This is a genomic window from Edaphobacillus lindanitolerans, assembly GCF_900156305.1.
Classification (GTDB): domain Bacteria; phylum Bacillota; class Bacilli; order Bacillales_A; family Planococcaceae; genus Bhargavaea; species Bhargavaea lindanitolerans.
In genome coordinates this window covers 722,666-738,403 of the sequence record NZ_FTPL01000001.1, presented here as the reverse complement: position 1 = coordinate 738,403, position 15,738 = coordinate 722,666, and the positions used below count along the sequence as shown (strand labels likewise).

14 protein-coding genes are annotated in these 15,738 nt (G+C 56.6%); 6 read left to right on the top strand and 8 right to left on the bottom strand.

Annotated elements, in window-relative coordinates; all coding sequences use genetic code 11:
• Positions 1–95: 95 nt before the first annotated feature.
• Positions 96–980: a glycerophosphodiester phosphodiesterase family protein gene (locus B0B07_RS03500; RefSeq protein WP_076756965.1), complete on the bottom strand. Its 885-nt coding sequence runs from the start codon at positions 978–980 to the stop codon at positions 96–98.
• 193 nt (positions 981–1,173) lie between these two features.
• Between B0B07_RS03500 and B0B07_RS03495 the strand changes: the two genes are divergently transcribed.
• From B0B07_RS03495 to B0B07_RS03475, 5 genes are all read left to right on the top strand, one after another.
• The gene (locus B0B07_RS03495) at positions 1,174–2,304 is read left to right on the top strand and encodes an ABC transporter ATP-binding protein (RefSeq protein WP_076756964.1); all 1,131 of its coding nucleotides are present in this window, start codon (positions 1,174–1,176) and stop codon (positions 2,302–2,304) included.
• Entirely contained in the window at positions 2,301–3,236 is a 936-nt protein-coding gene (locus tag B0B07_RS03490; RefSeq protein WP_076756963.1) for a carbohydrate ABC transporter permease, read from the top strand. Before B0B07_RS03495 ends, B0B07_RS03490 begins: the two co-directional genes overlap by 4 nt.
• A gap of 2 nt (positions 3,237–3,238) precedes the next feature.
• Entirely contained in the window at positions 3,239–4,051 is an 813-nt protein-coding gene (locus B0B07_RS03485) for a carbohydrate ABC transporter permease (RefSeq protein ID WP_076757490.1), read from the top strand.
• A 40-nt stretch (positions 4,052–4,091) separates the two neighbouring features.
• A complete protein-coding gene (locus B0B07_RS03480; RefSeq protein ID WP_200805785.1) occupies positions 4,092–5,459 on the top strand; it encodes an ABC transporter substrate-binding protein in 1,368 nt (455 codons plus the stop codon).
• Between the two features lie 132 nt (positions 5,460–5,591).
• Positions 5,592–6,983, top strand: a complete 1,392-nt coding sequence (locus B0B07_RS03475; RefSeq protein ID WP_076756961.1) for a YfcC family protein — start codon at positions 5,592–5,594, stop codon at positions 6,981–6,983.
• Positions 6,984–7,141: 158 nt separating this feature from the next.
• On the opposite strand, the gene B0B07_RS03470 is transcribed toward B0B07_RS03475, so the two are convergent.
• Positions 7,142–9,208, bottom strand: a complete 2,067-nt coding sequence (locus B0B07_RS03470) for a catalase (RefSeq protein ID WP_076756960.1) — start codon at positions 9,206–9,208, stop codon at positions 7,142–7,144.
• A 244-nt stretch (positions 9,209–9,452) separates the two neighbouring features.
• Between B0B07_RS03470 and B0B07_RS03465 the strand changes: the two genes are divergently transcribed.
• On the top strand, positions 9,453–10,949 hold the full coding sequence (locus tag B0B07_RS03465; RefSeq protein ID WP_076756959.1) for a class I adenylate-forming enzyme family protein: 1,497 nt from the start codon (positions 9,453–9,455) through the stop codon (positions 10,947–10,949).
• Positions 10,950–11,025: 76 nt separating this feature from the next.
• Here B0B07_RS03465 and hisIE read toward each other — a convergent pair whose 3' ends face one another.
• The 6 genes from hisIE to hisD all read right to left on the bottom strand — a co-directional run bounded on the left by hisIE (position 11,026) and on the right by hisD (position 15,738).
• Positions 11,026–11,649, bottom strand: coding sequence for a bifunctional phosphoribosyl-AMP cyclohydrolase/phosphoribosyl-ATP diphosphatase HisIE (hisIE, locus tag B0B07_RS03460; RefSeq protein WP_076756958.1), 624 nt, complete (start codon positions 11,647–11,649; stop codon positions 11,026–11,028).
• Positions 11,646–12,428 carry an imidazole glycerol phosphate synthase subunit HisF gene (gene hisF / locus B0B07_RS03455; RefSeq protein ID WP_076756957.1) on the bottom strand — a complete coding sequence of 261 codons (783 nt, stop codon included), beginning with the start codon at positions 12,426–12,428 and terminating at the stop codon, positions 11,646–11,648. Before hisF ends, hisIE begins: the two co-directional genes overlap by 4 nt.
• Before the next feature lie 127 nt (positions 12,429–12,555).
• On the bottom strand, positions 12,556–13,257 hold the full coding sequence (locus tag B0B07_RS03450; protein WP_076756956.1) for a HisA/HisF-related TIM barrel protein: 702 nt from the start codon (positions 13,255–13,257) through the stop codon (positions 12,556–12,558).
• Entirely contained in the window at positions 13,254–13,922 is a 669-nt protein-coding gene (gene hisH / locus B0B07_RS03445) for an imidazole glycerol phosphate synthase subunit HisH (protein ID WP_234982236.1), read from the bottom strand. The genes B0B07_RS03450 and hisH overlap by 4 nt, the downstream gene beginning before the upstream one ends.
• Positions 13,919–14,491, bottom strand: a complete 573-nt coding sequence (hisB, locus tag B0B07_RS03440; RefSeq protein ID WP_076756955.1) for an imidazoleglycerol-phosphate dehydratase HisB — start codon at positions 14,489–14,491, stop codon at positions 13,919–13,921. The genes hisH and hisB overlap by 4 nt, the downstream gene beginning before the upstream one ends.
• Positions 14,491–15,738, bottom strand: a complete 1,248-nt coding sequence (gene hisD, locus B0B07_RS03435) for a histidinol dehydrogenase (RefSeq protein WP_076756954.1) — start codon at positions 15,736–15,738, stop codon at positions 14,491–14,493. Before hisD ends, hisB begins: the two co-directional genes overlap by 1 nt.

Here is a 15,738-nt window from a genome sequence, read left to right as displayed (position 1 = left end):
ACTGCCTTTTAACAATCTCTAACATCTGCTTAACACCCCGTCAACAGTTCCTGTTTAATCTGAATAAGGGTCAGGCCCGAACCCGTTACATAGACTCAATTACCTTGCGACAGTCGTACGGCCAGATCCGGACGGTCTGTGAAGATGCCGTCCGTGCCCATGTCGATGAATCCGCGGATTTCGTCCTCATCGTTCACCGTGAACACATGGACGTCCAAACCTTGTCCGTGCAATTTATCGATGAACGCGGGATGGGCGGAGGAGGCCGGGATCCCGACTCCGGATGCATAGCCGGAAAGCTTCCGGATGGCTGCCGATGAAAGATCCGCATTCCCTTTGAAAGGATAAAGCTGGATGAGCGGAATATCCGGCCTCAATTCATGGAGCCGGAGGAGACTTCGTTCGCTGAAGGACTGAAGGATGACTTTCGGGAGTCCTTCCGCATCGGTCCCGGTGGAATCATCACCGATGATCCCGAATGAAATGAGATCGGAAACGACGGCTTCTTCCATCTGTCCCGAATTTCCCGGCGATTTCAGTTCAATGTAGTAGTTGACCGTGCTGCCGAAGCGCGATAGAACATCAGTCAGCCCGGAAAATGAAATCCCTGTGTACCCCTGATCGGCCAGTCCGGGATTCTCCTCATTGAACTGCCCCCCATACGGAATCCGCTTCAGTTCGTCGAGTGTCAGATCCTGCACACGATCCGGAATGCCGGCAAGCCGGTCAAGCCGGCTGTCATGCACGACGACAAGCTGCCGGTCTTTTGTCATCTGCAAGTCCAGCTCGATATAGTCTGCACCCATTTCATCGGCGAGCAGATAGGCCGGAATGGAATGTTCCGGACGGTAGGCCGATGCGCCGCGGTGCGCGATTGTCAGAAACCGGCCATTGGGCAGAGCAACCGGTCCGGTAGCAGCATTCGAACAGCCGGATATCAATAGAACTAAAGCGAAACATAAGAAAAGTTTTCTGTACATCCGGCCAGCCTCCGATCATGAATTGAATTCTACTTTATCGAAACAAAAAAACCAATAATAGTATTGTAAACGGTTGTCTTTCCAGGCCTGCTTCGGTACGATATTTATATCAGACTATTTGGAAATATATCATATCGTTTGATGAAACGTAACGTTTGCAAGGTGCTCGGAAACGGGGGAAGGAAGTGTTCATTTGAAAAAAGTGGAGTTGATCGGTATATCGAAGTCCTATGATCGGCAGAAGGACGTAATCTCCAACATCGATGTCAGGATTGAACCGGGAGAGTTTTTCGTTCTCGTCGGACCGTCCGGCTGCGGGAAAAGCACCATGCTCCGGATGATTGCAGGCCTCGAGGAAATCACCGGCGGGACACTGAAAATCGGGGAACAGACGGCGAACCGGCTTCCGCCGAGCCGGCGCGACTTATCGATGGTTTTCCAGAACTATGCACTCTATCCCCACCTCAGCGTCGAAGATAATATCACATTCGGCCTCGATGTGAAAAAGGTTCCCAAAGCGGAAAGGAAAAAACGTGCGCAGGATACGGCCGAAATGCTCGGACTCACGGACTACATGAAGCGCAAGCCGCGAGAACTGTCCGGCGGCCAGCGTCAGCGGGTAGCGCTGGCACGCGCCATCGTGAGCGAAGCGCCGATCTGCCTGATGGATGAACCGCTGTCCAACCTGGATGCGAAGCTGAGGGGGCATATGCGTTCTGAAATCCGGCGCATTCAGAGACAGCTCGGCATCACGATGATCTACGTGACCCACGACCAGGTCGAAGCCATGACGATGGGTGACCGGATCATGATCCTCCACGAAGGGAAGATCCAGCAGATCGGCAGCCCGATCGAAATCTACAATCATCCGGCGAATCCGTTCGTTGCGACGTTCATCGGATCACCTCCGATGAACCTGGCCCAGGCAGAAGCAGATCCCGGAACCTCCTCGGTCATCCTGCCGGGAGGAGAACCGATCCGGTTGCCGGAAGGGGCGTTTGAAGGCATCGGAAAAGGGCCGGTCACAGTCGGCATCCGGCCGGAATTCCTCATGCCGGCGCAAGGCACGTCAGAGCATCCGGTGTTTAGGGCAGAAGTGACGAATGTCGAGGTGCTCGGACATGAGACGGTCTTTTCATTCCTTGCGGGAACGGAGGAATGGACGGCCAAGTGGAACGGCCAGTGGCAGATCCAGCCCGGAGACCGGATTCCAATCGCCCTCGATGAAGAGTCGATCTGTCTGTTTGACGCCAAAAGCGGTACGCTGATGAAAAAGCCGGCCGCCCGGCAGCTGTCGGTTCCGGCGGAGGGGGCGGCGACATGAGTACGATACATAGCCGTCCGGACGAATTCATTGCCACCGAGCATAAGCCGGGTGTGTGGGAACGGAGCCGCCGTGCCAGGACAGCCATTCTGTATCTGCTGCCATCCATCATCTTATTTTCCGTATTTGTTTTTTATCCGATGTTCCGGACAATCTATCTCAGCTTTTTCCTGACCGATCAGGCGGGGGATGCTGCGGTGTTCGTCGGTTTGGACAACTACAAGTACCTTCTCGATTCGCCGGCTTTTTTGAACAGTGCAAAGGCGACGCTTTTGTTCGTGCTGTACACTGTGCCGGCCGGAATTCTCCTGTCCTTGTTCCTGGCACTCCTGGCGAATGAAAAGCTGCGGGGAATCGGATTTTTCCGTACGATTTATTCTTCGACGATGGGAGTGTCGGTTGCCGCGTCCTCGGTTGTCTGGTTGTTCATGTTCCACCCGAGCATCGGGATGTTCAACCGGTTCCTCGCACTCTTTGATTTTCCGCAGATCCAGTGGCTGCTCGATCCGCAGTGGGCGCTCGTCTCGGTGGCCATCTCAACCATCTGGATGAATACCGGGTTCAGCTTCCTCATCCTGCTCGGCGGGCTTCAGAATATCGATGAGCACCTATACGAGAGTGCACGGATCGACGGGGCGGGGTATTTTTACCGTCTCCGGCGGATCACGCTGCCGATGCTCTCGCCGACGCTGTTCTTCATCATTACGATTTCGCTGATCAATGCATTCCAGACATTCGGCCAGATCGATATCCTGACAAAGGGCGGACCGGCACAGTCCACCAATCTCATCGTCTATTCCATTTACCGCGAAGCATTCGTCAACTACCAATTCGGAACGGCAAGCGCACAGGCCGTGTTCCTGTTCCTCTGCATCCTGGTGGCGACGATTCTCCAATTCCGCTTCGGTGAAAGGCGGGTGCATTATCAATGACGATGAGCGTCCCGAAGAAAATCACCTTCTACACAATGCTGACGGTTTCGGCGGTCATTCTTTTCTTTCCGATCGTCTATGCGTTCATGATCAGCTTCATGACCGGCCCGGAGATCCTCCAGGGGAAGTTTTTCCCGGAATCATTCCATCTGGACAATTACATCCGGGTGTTTGACCGGCTGCCGCTCCTGAACTACTTGCTGAACAGCTTCATTGTCTCGGCAGGGGTCATGCTCGGCCAGCTCGTCGTCTGTTCGCTCGCGGCTTATGCATTTGTGTTCATCCCGTTCCGGGGCAGCAACTTTGTATTCTTCCTGTTCATCTCCACGATGATGATCCCGTGGGAAGCGACCATGATCCCGAATTTCTTCATCATCCAGAATCTGAACTGGCTCAATACGTACCAAGGCCTGACGCTGCCGTTCTTTGCGCTTGCATTCGGAACCTTTCTGCTCAGGCAACACTTCAAGACCATCCCGAAGGAACTGCATGAAGCGTCACAGGTGGCAGGGCTCGGACCTTTCCGCTTTTTCCTGAAAGTCGTGCTGCCCGTTTCCAAAACGAGCCTCGTGACACTTGGGGCATACGGATTCCTGACGACCTGGAATATGTATTTGTGGCCGCTTCTCGTCACGACCAACAACTCGGTCCGGACGGTCCAGATCGGCCTCAAGCAGCTGCAGTCCCAGGAAGTCGCAACCGATTGGGGGGTGGTGATGGCAGGGGTCATCGTCGTGATCATCCCGACACTGCTGCTCCTGTTCTTGGGACAAAAGCAATTGCAGAAGGGCCTGACTCAGGGCGCGCTGAAATAAAATTCGATCTGAAAAGGGGAGAAACCAGTTGAAGAAGAGAATGCGTATCGGATTTATCATGGTGGCCTTGCTCGCACTCATCCTCGCAGCATGCACGAACAGCGATCCGGGAGCGGCTCCGGAAAAGTCCGGCTCCGGAACGGATGACGGTGATAAGAAAAGTGAAGCGGCGGTCAATGATGAAGGCAAGGTGGAAATTGAATTCTGGCATGCGATGTCCGGTTCGGGGCAGGAATCCCTTGACAGCATCGTGGAAGGGTTCAATGAATCCCAGGGCGATTACACGGTCAAGGCCGAGTTCCAGGGAAGCTATGAAGAACTTTTGACGAAGCTCCGGAGCATCGGCGGCACCAAAGATGCCCCTGCGATCATGCAGGTGTTTGAGATCGGAACAAAATATATGATCGACAGCGGCTATATCGAGCCGATGCAGAAATTCATCGATGAGGATGGATACGACCTTGAGCAGCTCGAGGAGAACATCCTGAACTACTACCGGGTTGACGGGGAGCTTTATTCGATGCCGTTCAACTCGTCCACTCCTGTCATGCTCTACAATAAGGACGCCTTCAAGGAAGCCGGGCTCGACCCGGAGAAAGCGCCGGAAACGTTTGCTGACGTGATTGACACGGCGGCCAAGCTGAAGACGGACGATATGTACGGATTCTCCATGCTCACATACGGCTGGTTCTTCGAAGAACTCGTCGCCACGCAGGGCGGACTGTATGTGAATGAAGAGAACGGCCGCAGCGGCGATGCGACCGAGGCAGTCTTCAACGGTGCGGAAGGACTGAACGTGTTCCGCTTCCTCAACGAAATGAACAAGGCCGGCACGTTCGGCAACTTCGGAACGAACTGGGATGATATCCGTGCCGCCTTCTCCTCCGGCAAGGTCGCCATGTATATGGATTCCTCAGCTGGCGTGGCCAACGCGATCAACAGCTCGCCGTTTGAAGTAGGTGTCGCCTATATCCCGCATGCGGATGAGGTGGAGCGCCAGGGAGTCATCATCGGCGGTGCCTCCCTCTGGATGTCCAAGGGAATTGCCGATGAAGAACAAAAGGCGGCATGGGAATTCATGAAGTACTTGACGACTCCTGAAGTCCAGGCACAGTGGCATCTCGATACCGGATACTTTGCGATCAACCCGGATGCCTATGAGGAAGACATCGTCAAAGAGAAGTGGGATGAATACCCGCAGTTCCAGGTGACGGTCGACCAGCTCCAGGACACGAAGCCGTCGATCGCGACGCAGGGCGCACTCATCTCCGTCTTCCCGGAATCCAGGCAGCAGATCGTCACCGCGCTTGAAAACCTGTATCAGGGCGCAGATCCGCAGAAGGTGCTGGACGAAGCGGCGGAGGGAACGAACCGGGCGATCGAAATCGCCAATAAGACGAAACAATAACGGATGGGCCGGCTCTCTTCAGGGAGCCGGTTTTTTTCATATGCAGCGACATTTGCAATCTGGCGTTCATGACTGTATATTGGGAACAATATTCAGAATAAATATAAGCTTAAGAGGCAGGGGATGTAGGGAATGGGTGAAGGGAAAAAGAGAAAGTGGGAAATGCCGGATACATACGTCATTTTGTTTGCGGTGCTACTGGCGGCAGTTTTGGCTACATATATCGTCCCGTCCGGTGCATTTGAGCGGGAAGAAGTCGGGGGTGTCGAAAGGGTCATTCCGGGCACATACACCCAGACGGATGGCTCACCGGCCGGATTCATGGACATCTTCCTTGCTTTGCAGGAGGGGATGGTCCAATCGGGGGAACTGATATTCTTGATCTTGTTTGCCGGAGGCGCCTTTGAGGTGATCGAACGTTCCGGTGCCATCCGTGGCGGGATCCTGCGGGCCGTCGCACTGACCGAAGGGAAGGAGTTCTGGCTGATCGCCATCGTTTCTGGGTTGTTTGCGCTGGGCGGAGCGATCGGCGCGGTCGCCAATTCAGTGATCCCGTTCGTGGCGATCGGCCTGATCATTTGCAGGGCGCTGAAACTGGATGCCCTCGTGGCCGTCGCCATCACGTTTGGAGCGACATTTGCAGGATTTAACGTCGGCTTCCTGAACCCGTACACAGTCGGGATTGCCCAGACGATCGCGGACGTTCCGCTGTTCTCGGGCATGGGACTGCGGATTGCAGCGTTTGTGGTGATCGTGGGGACGACCATCTGGTATACATGGAGGTACTCCAGGCAGGTGCTCAAAGACCCTGCTAGAAGTCTGGTCGGCATACTTGATGAAGACGGCGGGGATGAGGATGCATTGTCGGCGCCGTTCACCGTCCGTCACCGGATCATCCTGCTGTTCACGGGGGTTGCGCTGGCGTTCTTCATCTTTGCGACCATCCGCTTTCAATGGTCGATCAACCATATGGCGGCTTTCTTTATCATCATCGGCCTCGGTGCGGGAATCATCGCGGGGATGAATTATAACAAGCTGACTCTCGCATTCATGGAAGGATGCAAGAATCTGGTGTACGGCGCACTCATTGTCGGACTTGCCCGCGCGATCTTGATCATCATGGAAAACGCCCAGATTCTGGACACCTTCGTTCAGGCGTTGTCCGTCCCGCTTGAATCCCTTCCTCCGGTTCTTGCGGCACTGGGGATGTTCGTCTCGAACGGGATCCTGAACTTCTTCGTGCCTTCCGGAAGCGGGCAGGCGATGATCGCCATGCCGATCCTGACACCGCTGGCGGACATGCTCGGCATCACCCGGCAAGTGGCCGTCCAGGCATTCCAGTTCGGTGACGGCTTCACAAACAGCATTTTCCCGACATCGGGTCCGCTCATGGCCAGCCTGGCTGTCGCCGGGGTCGCCTGGACAAAGTGGTTCCGCTGGATGTTGCCGCTTTTCTTCATCTGGGTTGTCATTGCGGTCATCATGCTCAGTGCTGCCGTCCTGATCAATTGGGGTCCGATTTGAAGGCAGGCATCGCCGTGGGGGAGCGAGTGTTAAGCAAAGGGCTTCGAGTGTTAAGCAAGTGGGTCTGAGTGTTAAGCAAAGCGATCCGAGTGTTAAGCAAGTCACCCTTAAACAAAAAAAGACGCAGCCTTCAAGGCTGTGTCTTTTGCATTTGATTTTTATTTCCTGTCCCAGAAGCGGTGCTGCGCAACGGCTTCTACGAATTCTTCGCCGAATGCCGGATTGTTTGCCGCAAAGACGACGCCTGCCAGGTTATTGTTTTCTCCAAACTGGATAAAGGAACCGCCCGTCTTGCCGATGCCGATCGGCTTGTAGTGCTTGTAGGCGACCTGGATATATTCAGCGATGTCAAACCGGGCTTTCTCCGGATTATTGAAGTTTCCTCCGACCACGTACAAGGCATCGACCAAATACGGGCTGTAGGTGAGGAACGTCTGATCGACTTTCAGTGTCGAGCCATCGGATGCCGTTACAGGGCTGAGCGTTTCGCCGATGCCGACGATGAACACTCCGTTCTGGCTCAGCGTGTTCATTACATTCGCGACTTCCTGTGCGTCAAAGCCATTGCCGATCAGGATGCCCACTTTCTGGGTGGCAGCGTATCTCGGAGTGTTGAATTGGCTGAGGGACGGATAGCTCGTCGACACATCCACATGGGTGCCTTCCGGCTGTTCGACGCCGATGTTTTTGGCAACGGTGTAGGCTAATCCCTGATCGATGTTCACGAGCAGATCGGCGTTTTGCTGCCGGACGGATTCGCTTTTCACGCGCCCGAGCTGATAGCTGAATGCTTCGATCGTATGCTGCTTCTCGATCGGCGTGAGGCTGTTCCAGAAAATCCTCGGCTGAGAGTAGATGTCATTGAAGGAAGGGCTGCGTCCCCGGATCACATGGCCTTCGACTTTCTTCGGATAATGGACGTACCCGCCTTCCTCCGGAGGGGTGGTATGCGGCGTGTTGCCCGCCAGCGAGTTGTTGTGGTAGTTGACCTGGTCCACATCGATCCGCATCCTCATGTACCCGCGGCGCTGGTTATTGTGGAACGGGCAGATCGACCTGTTGATCGGAAGTTCGTCATAGTTTCCGCTTCCGAGCCGGTGATGCTGAGTATCCCGGTAGGCCAGGAGCCGGCCCTGAAGGACCGGGTCATTGGAAAATCCGATTCCCGGCACGACGTTGGCCGGGTTGAACGCGACCTGTTCGGATTCCGTGAAGTAGTTGTCGATGTTGCGGTTGAGCGTCAGCTTGCCGACAAGCTGGACGGGTACGACTTCCTCCGGCCAGAACTTGGCCGGATCCAGCACATCGAAGTCAAACTTGAACTCATCCTCCATCGGGATCAGCTGGATGCCGAGCTCATACTCCGGAAATGCTCCTTTGTCGATCGCTTCCCTCAAGTCCCGCCGGTGATAGTCGGGATCGATCCCGCCGATTTTCTGGGCTTCATCCTGCAGGAGGGAATGGACGCCGAGGACCGGCTTCCAGACAAAACGGACGAAGGTCGCGACGCCTTCTTCGTTGACGAACAGATACGTGTTGATCGACCAGGCTTCCATGACCCGGTAATTTTTGAGGATGCCCCGGTCGGACATGATCCACATCACCATGTGGATGGACTCCGGATTGTTCGCCACATAGTCCCAGAACCGGTCGTGCGCGCCGGTTGCAGTCGGGATTCCGTCGTCCTGCTTCTGCTGGTAGGCATGCATCACATCCGGGAACTTCATCGGGTCCTGGTTGATCAGCACCGGCATATCGATCATTGTCAGGTCGTAGTTCCCTTCCTCCGTGTAGAACTTCGTTCCCCAGCAACGAAGATCCCTTGCCGTATCCATCGAGCCTTTCGGTCCCTGGACGGTGGAGAAACGAACGGTCACCGGTGTCTTCATCCCGGCTTCCTGCAGGAAACAGGCTTTCGTGACGTCTCTCAACGACTCATAGCATTCAAATTCTCCATATGCGCTGTAACCCCGCGCGTGGACGACCCGTTCCGGAATCTCCTCCCGGTTGAAATGGGTCATCTTCTCGAGGAAGTGGTAATCCTCATGCAGGGAAGGGCCCCGGACGCCGGCTTTTAAGGTTTCCGAGTCATTGGAAATCTTCCGTCCCTGGTTGGTCGTCATCGGTTTTCCGATGTTGGAAATCCGGTATTGGTCGAGCTGCTGCTGCTTTTTGTCGCCCCCGCCGGATTGGTTCCCGCGGTTTGATGATGAGCCATTGCTCATTTCAGTCACCATCCATTCCCGATTTTGCTGAGCCTTTATATACATATGCCAAAAGCCCGCCGGAGTGTGCATCCGCCCGGTCACTTTCGCTCCCGGCCTTCTCAAGGCTATCCGTACAGGTTCAGGTCCATTCATAAAATGAATTCGTGCTGAAATGGATCAGCCGGAAAAGAAGGAATATTGGGAACAAACATTTAACTATATGAGAGGATCATGATTAAAAAGAAAAGGGAGGACACCGGCCATGTTTATGCCTGAGCTCGTCATTGACTACGGGAAGTCGCAGCCGGAGAAGGTATATACGATTTTTGAGGACAGGGAGTGGACATACGGCGAATTCAGGGAAAAAGCGGAGCGGATCGCCGCTTATTTCCAAAGAGAGGGATACCGGCCGGGGGATGTGGTTGCGCTCTATGCAGGGAATTCGGATGCCTTCATTGCCGCATATTTCGGCATCCAGCTCGGCGGCTTCGTCTGTGCGCCGGTGAACACGAAACTGACGGCGAGCGAAATCGGATACATTTTCGATCATTCGGAAGCAAAGGGGCTCATCACGGACGCAGAACTGAGGGAGACGTCGGACCGAACGGGACATCGGTTCGGGGAAGTGCTTGAAATTGGGGGAGCGGACGAATTTGGCCACATCCTGGCAGATGAATCCCTTGTATTTCAACCGGTTCCGCTCAACGCGGAAGACACGGCGGTAATCATGTACACGTCGGGGACAACCGGAAAGCCGAAGGGCGTCATGCTGTCTCATGCGAATATCCTCGCAACGGCGGAAATCTGGGCTGAGGCGATGGACATCACCGATCAAGACCGGATGCAGATTTCGACACCGCTGTTCCATTGTGCCGCGAGCCATGTGTTCATGAATCCGGTCACTTACAAAGGGGGATCGCTCGTGGTCGAGCGGTCGTTCTCACCGGAGAAGACGCTTGCGACACTCGAAAAGAAGGATGCGACGATGTTCTTCGGAGTGCCTGCCATGTTTGCGATTCTGCTCAACCGGCCGGACATCAGGGACTTGGACGTTCCAAAACTGCGGCTGTTCTGCTACGGGGCGGCACCGATGCCGTACGAGCTTGTGAAAAAGCTGAAGGAGACATTCCCGGACGTGAAAGTACAGAACCTGTACGGCCAGACCGAGAATACACCGGCCGCAACGACGCTGAAGGACCATTACGCGCTTGAAAAGATCGGCTCTGTCGGCGAGGCCCTTCCCCGCACTGAAGTGAAGGTCGTGGATGAGAACGGGTATCCGGTCCCGCCGGGTCAAGTGGGGGAAATCGTTGTACGGGGTCCGCAAGTCATGAAGGGCTACCTGAAAAATGATGAAGAGACAGCCCGTGCGATCCGGGGCGGCTGGATGTTTTCCGGAGATCTGGGGCGGACGGATAATGACGGCCTCCTGTACATCGTCGACCGGAAAAAGGACATGATCATCCGTGGAGGGGAGAATGTCTATCCGCTGGAAGTCGAGGAGGTGCTGTTCCAGATTCCGGAGGTCCTCGAAGCAGCTGTTGTCGGCATGCCACACCCGGTTTACGGGGAGGTGCCAAAGGCGTTCATTGTACTGAAAGAGGGGAAGGAAGCATCCGATGAAGCGATTCTCGCCTACTGTACCCGGCATTTGGCGAAGTTCAAGCTCCCGGAGGAAGTGGAGTTCCTGGATGAACTTCCGCGCAACGCATCAGGGAAAGTGCTGAAGCATGCGCTGCGTCCTGTGAAGCAGGCATAAAAGCGCAAACGGGCGCAGGGGTTAGTCTGAAAACGAAAACAGGAGGAGGAAAACGGTTTTGTTTTCCTTCTCCTGTTTACCATTTCTCGACGTCTTTCCGTTCGCCCTTGAAATTGTTTTTCCTGGAATGCCGCTCATGGAGCACTTGCTCCACTTCCGCGATCCCGAGACCCTGTTCGTGAAGAAGGACGAACAGGTGATAGAGCAGATCGGCCGTTTCATCCCTGAGTTCATCCCTGTCGCCCTTCATTGCGGCGATCACGACCTCGTAGCTTTCCTCGCCGAATTTTTTGGCGACCTTGTCCAGCCCTTCATTGAGGAGATAATTCGTATACGAACCGCTGTCATGATCTTCTGCCCGGCGGCGGATCATTTCTTCGAGCGCCTGCACCGGTGCAGGACTTTCATCACCAAAGCAGCTTCTGGAACCGGTGTGGCATGTCGGGCCGGCAGGATCCACCTGGATCAGGAGCGCGTCGCAGTCACAGTCCAGGGAGATGTCCAGCACCCGCTGGACATGGCCGCTGGACTCTCCTTTTTTCCAGAGCCTTCCCTTGCTCCGTGAATAAAACCAGACGACGCCTTCCTCAAGCGTCCGTTCATAGGCTTCTTCGTTCATATAGCCGAGCATGAGGACGGTCCGTTCGCGCCCGTGCTGCAAAATGGCGGGGAGGAGTCCTTTGGAGAAATCCGGCTTCATTTCAGGACACCCCCGGCAAGCTCCCGGACCGGGACTCCGCTCTCTTTGAGCAGGGCCTTCACTTCACCGACCGACGTCTCCCGGCTATGGAAGATCGAGGCGGCAAGGCCGGCCGACACGCCGGTCTCCCTGAAGAGTTCCACGAAGTCCCGCGCAGCCCCGGCACCTCCGGATGCTATCACCGGAACGGATACCGCCGATTCCACCGCCTTCAAAAGCGGAAGGTCGAAGCCGTTTTTCGTCCCGTCCGCCTGCATGCTCGTCAGCAGGATCTCACCGGCTCCTTGCTGTTCGCCTTCCCGGACCCAGTCGAGCACCCGGACATCGGTTTGTTTTTTGCCTCCGTGCGTGAAACAGAACCAGTCGCCGGCTTCCTCGTCCCAGCCGGCGTCGACCGACAGGCAGACACACTGGCTGCCGAACCGTCCCGCCGCTTCGGCGATCAGGGCGGGACGGGCGAGTGCCGCAGAATTGATGCTCACTTTATCGGCGCCTGCCCCGAGAAGCCGTCCGATGTCATCCGCCGTCCGGATGCCGCCGCCGACCGCCAACGGGATGAACAGCGTCTCCGCCGTCTGCCGGATCACATCAAGCATGAGTCCGTGCCCCTCGTCCGTTGCAGACACATCAAGGAATACAAGTTCATCCGCCCCTTCCGCGTTGTAGCGGGCGGCAAGTTCCACCGGGTCGCCGATGTCGCGCAGCCCCCTGAAGTTAATCCCTTTCACCACCCGCCCGTCTTTCACATCCAGGCAGGGGATGATGCGTTTTTTGATCATCGTTGTCACCTCCATTGATTGTCATGAGGAATGAATCCGCTCGGCTCCGCTATGCGCTCACTCAGCCCTATGAAACCACTCGATCCTTCTGTGCGCTCACTCGCGCCGTAATTGATTTCACTCAGTCTCAAAGGCTCTCCCAGAATGCCTCCGAGTTCGCCGCCTTCCCGACGATGGCCGCAGCCACGCCTTCAGACTCCAGCGCTTTCAGGTCGGCACCGTTCCGGACGCCGCCGGATGCAGTCACTGGCCACTTTGATACACCCGCCAGTTTTCCGGTCATCGCGACATTCGGTCCTTCCATGCGTCCGTCCCGTGCGATATCGGTGTAGATGACGCCTGCCAGCTCGGCGCCGTCCAGCCGGTCCAGCATTTCGGTGACGGTCGTCTCCGCCGTTTCCAGCCAGCCGTTCAATGCGACCCGGTCTCCCCGCGCATCCAGTCCGAGCATGAGCCTGCCCGGATACTTCCGGCTCATCCCGATGAGCCAGTCGGGTTCCGAGAGACCTTTCGTCCCGATGATGAGGTAGCTTGCCTCCATGTCGAGATATCTGCGGATTGTTTCCTCGCTGCGGATGCCGCCCCCGATCTCTACCGGACGGTCGGCCGCATCGATCATTTGCCGGAACAGGTCCATTTCTGCGGGCCGCTGTTTCTTGGCGCCGATGAGATCGACGAGGTGGATCCGGGTGACCTGCGGCTGGCGGCAGTAGAACTTCACGGCTTCCAGCGGAGATCTGCCCATGGCCGTTTTCGTATCGTAATCGCCTTCGGTGAGGCGGACGTTCTCAGAATCAATAATGTCAATCGCCGGCCAAATCTCAATCATCGTTCCGCCTCCTTCACATTGATCACCGGGTCCTTGAATCCTTCCGTCAAGGCGCGCTGCAGAAGAAGCAGTCCGGCGTCCCCGCTTTTCTCGGGGTGGAACTGGATGCCGGTCAGGTTGCCGTGCTGCACAATCGCGCTGACTTCCTCTCCGCCGTATTCTGCGGTCGCCACCGTATAAGGCCCGGGTTCCGCCTTATAGGAATGAATGAAATACATGTCCTGCCCTTCCAACCGCGGATCGGTGCTGATCAGCCGGTTCCAGCCGAGGTGGGGAACGGGGAGCCGGGTCTCAATCCGGGTGATCGCTCCCGGTATGAAGCCGAGTCCGTCCGCTCCGCCTTCCTCGCTCTGTTCAAACAACAGCTGCATGCCGAGGCAGATGCCGACGAGCGGCTTTTCGTCTTTCAGTTTCCTGAGGAGGGGGATCAGCCCGTCCTTCTCCAGCTTCCGCATCGCATCGCCAAAGTGGCCGACACCCGGAAGGATCAGGACATCCGCTGCACGGAGTTCGTCCGGTTCCTTCGTCAGCCCGACCCGGTGACCGAGAAACTCCAGTGCCCGGCGGACATTCGCGACGTTGCCGAGTCCATAGTCCACGATGGCGATCCGGCGGCCTGCCGTCAGAAGTCCAGGAAGTCCGTTCGTCATCCCGGCGGAAGTCATGCGAGAACACCTTTCGTGGAGGCGAGCCGCCCGTCACCGGTTTGCATCGCTTCCCGGAGTGCGCGGGCGAACGATTTGAACAGTGATTCGATTTCATGATGGGCATTGCCGCCGCGGATCAGGTCCATATGGACGGTGAGCCCTGCATTCATCACGACCGCCCGAAAGAATTCCTGTGCCAGTTCCGTATCAAATGTCCCGACTTTTTCTCGGCAGATTTCCGCATTGAACGAGAGATAAGGTCGGCCGCTCACGTCAATGACAGTCCGGGTGAGTGTTTCATCCATCGGTACATAGGCAGTGCCGTAGCGCCGGATGTCGCCTTTGTCCCCGAGGATGTCCTTTAAGAGAAGCCCGAGCACGATGCCCGTGTCTTCCGTCGTATGGTGGTCATCGACCCGGACATCCCCCTGGACCCGGACATCGATCTCCAGTCCTGCATGGAACGAGAGCAGCGTCAGCATATGATCGAGGAACCCGACGCCTGTCGAGATCGCCGATTCACCGGTCCCCTTTCGGAGCTCCATCCGGATTTCGGTTTCTTTCGTTATCCGCTCAAGCTTTGCCATCACTCATCCCGCCCTTCGTTTAAGCGCGCCTGCATGGAAGCCGCATGCGCATACAGTTCCTCCGCTTCCGCAATCGGAATGCCGGCTCCGGCGAGTCGGCCGTATTCGTCCGGGCTCACCCGGATGACCGCGTTCGCCGTGAGGAAATCATTCACCGATAATCCGGACTGGAAGCGGGCATTGCCGCCGGTCGGCAGCACATGGCTCGGCCCGGCCGAGTAATCGCCGACCGCCTCCGGTGAGTAAGCACCGATGAACAGAGCACCCGCATTCGTGACAACCGAGGCATACTCTTCAGCGTCCGCCGTCTGGATCGCAGCATGCTCGGGCGCAATCCGATTCAGCAGACCGACCGCCTCCGCGCGGCTCTGCGCCAGGACCGCCCAGTGGTTATTCCGGAGGCTTTCGAGAATGATCGCCTTCCGGGGGGCAGTTTCGGACAGCTCTTTGACGAACTGCTCCACTTCGGCAAGCTTGGAACGATCAAGCGATATGAGATAGGTTCGCGCATTCTCGTCATGCTCGGCCTGCGCAAGCAGATCGAGTGCGGCCCATTCCGCATTCGATTGTGCGTCGACGACGATGGCCAGTTCACTCGGCCCGGCGACGGAATCTATCCCGACATCGCCGTATACGAGTTTCTTTGCAAGCGCGACGTACGCATTGCCCGGGCCGGCAATCTTGTCGACGGCAGGGATGGTTTCCGTCCCGTAGGCGAGTGCCGCGATCGCCTGCACGCCGCCTACTGTGAATACACGGTCGACCCCGCACAGGTGGCAGGCGGCAAGCGTCACCGGGCTCCCCGGGGGAGGGGTGACGACGGTGATCGATTCAACCCCGGCCACTTTCGCCGGCACCGCCGTCATAAGGACGGTGGACGGGTAGTTCGCCTTGCCGCCCGGAACGTAGATGCCCGCGCGCCGGATTGGATGGTACACGGGGTAAACGCCGTCCGGCAGTGCCGCCTTCCATTTTATTTTCCGTTGGTAGGATTCGATGTTTTCCCTGGCGGTGACGAGGGCTTTCCGCAGTTCATCGGGCAGGGCATCAAACGCCGTCTTCAGCTCTTCGGCGGGAATTTCCCGGACGGCAGTTCCATCGCCGTCAAACTGCCTCGTATACCGGACGAGCGCCTCGTCGCCGTTTTTCCGCACGTCCTCCATGATTCCGATGACAGCCGAAGCACGGTCCCAGCCGGCAGTGCCGGCCGGCTTGTATGTTTGCATGAATTCACTGGCGCTCAGCAT

Excerpts from the sequence above, each read along its gene's own strand:
- B0B07_RS03470 (WP_076756960.1), bottom strand. The coding sequence starts at position 9,208 with ATGAGCAATGGCTCATCATCAAACCGCGGGAACCAATCCGGCGGGGGC.
- hisD (WP_076756954.1), bottom strand. The coding sequence starts at position 15,738 with ATGCTGAGCGCCAGTGAATTCATGCAAACATACAAGCCGGCCGGCACT.
- hisH (WP_234982236.1), bottom strand. The coding sequence starts at position 13,922 with ATGACTTCCGCCGGGATGACGAACGGACTTCCTGGACTTCTGACGGCA.
- B0B07_RS03475 (WP_076756961.1), top strand. The coding sequence starts at position 5,592 with ATGGGTGAAGGGAAAAAGAGAAAGTGGGAAATGCCGGATACATACGTC.
- hisIE (WP_076756958.1), bottom strand. The coding sequence starts at position 11,649 with ATGAAGCCGGATTTCTCCAAAGGACTCCTCCCCGCCATTTTGCAGCAC.
- B0B07_RS03465 (WP_076756959.1), top strand. The coding sequence starts at position 9,453 with ATGTTTATGCCTGAGCTCGTCATTGACTACGGGAAGTCGCAGCCGGAG.
- B0B07_RS03500 (WP_076756965.1), bottom strand. The coding sequence starts at position 980 with ATGTACAGAAAACTTTTCTTATGTTTCGCTTTAGTTCTATTGATATCC.
- hisF (WP_076756957.1), bottom strand. The coding sequence starts at position 12,428 with ATGATCAAAAAACGCATCATCCCCTGCCTGGATGTGAAAGACGGGCGG.
- B0B07_RS03490 (WP_076756963.1), top strand. The coding sequence starts at position 2,301 with ATGAGTACGATACATAGCCGTCCGGACGAATTCATTGCCACCGAGCAT.
- B0B07_RS03450 (WP_076756956.1), bottom strand. The coding sequence starts at position 13,257 with ATGATTGAGATTTGGCCGGCGATTGACATTATTGATTCTGAGAACGTC.
- B0B07_RS03480 (WP_200805785.1), top strand. The coding sequence starts at position 4,092 with ATGCGTATCGGATTTATCATGGTGGCCTTGCTCGCACTCATCCTCGCA.
- B0B07_RS03485 (WP_076757490.1), top strand. The coding sequence starts at position 3,239 with ATGAGCGTCCCGAAGAAAATCACCTTCTACACAATGCTGACGGTTTCG.
- hisB (WP_076756955.1), bottom strand. The coding sequence starts at position 14,491 with ATGGCAAAGCTTGAGCGGATAACGAAAGAAACCGAAATCCGGATGGAG.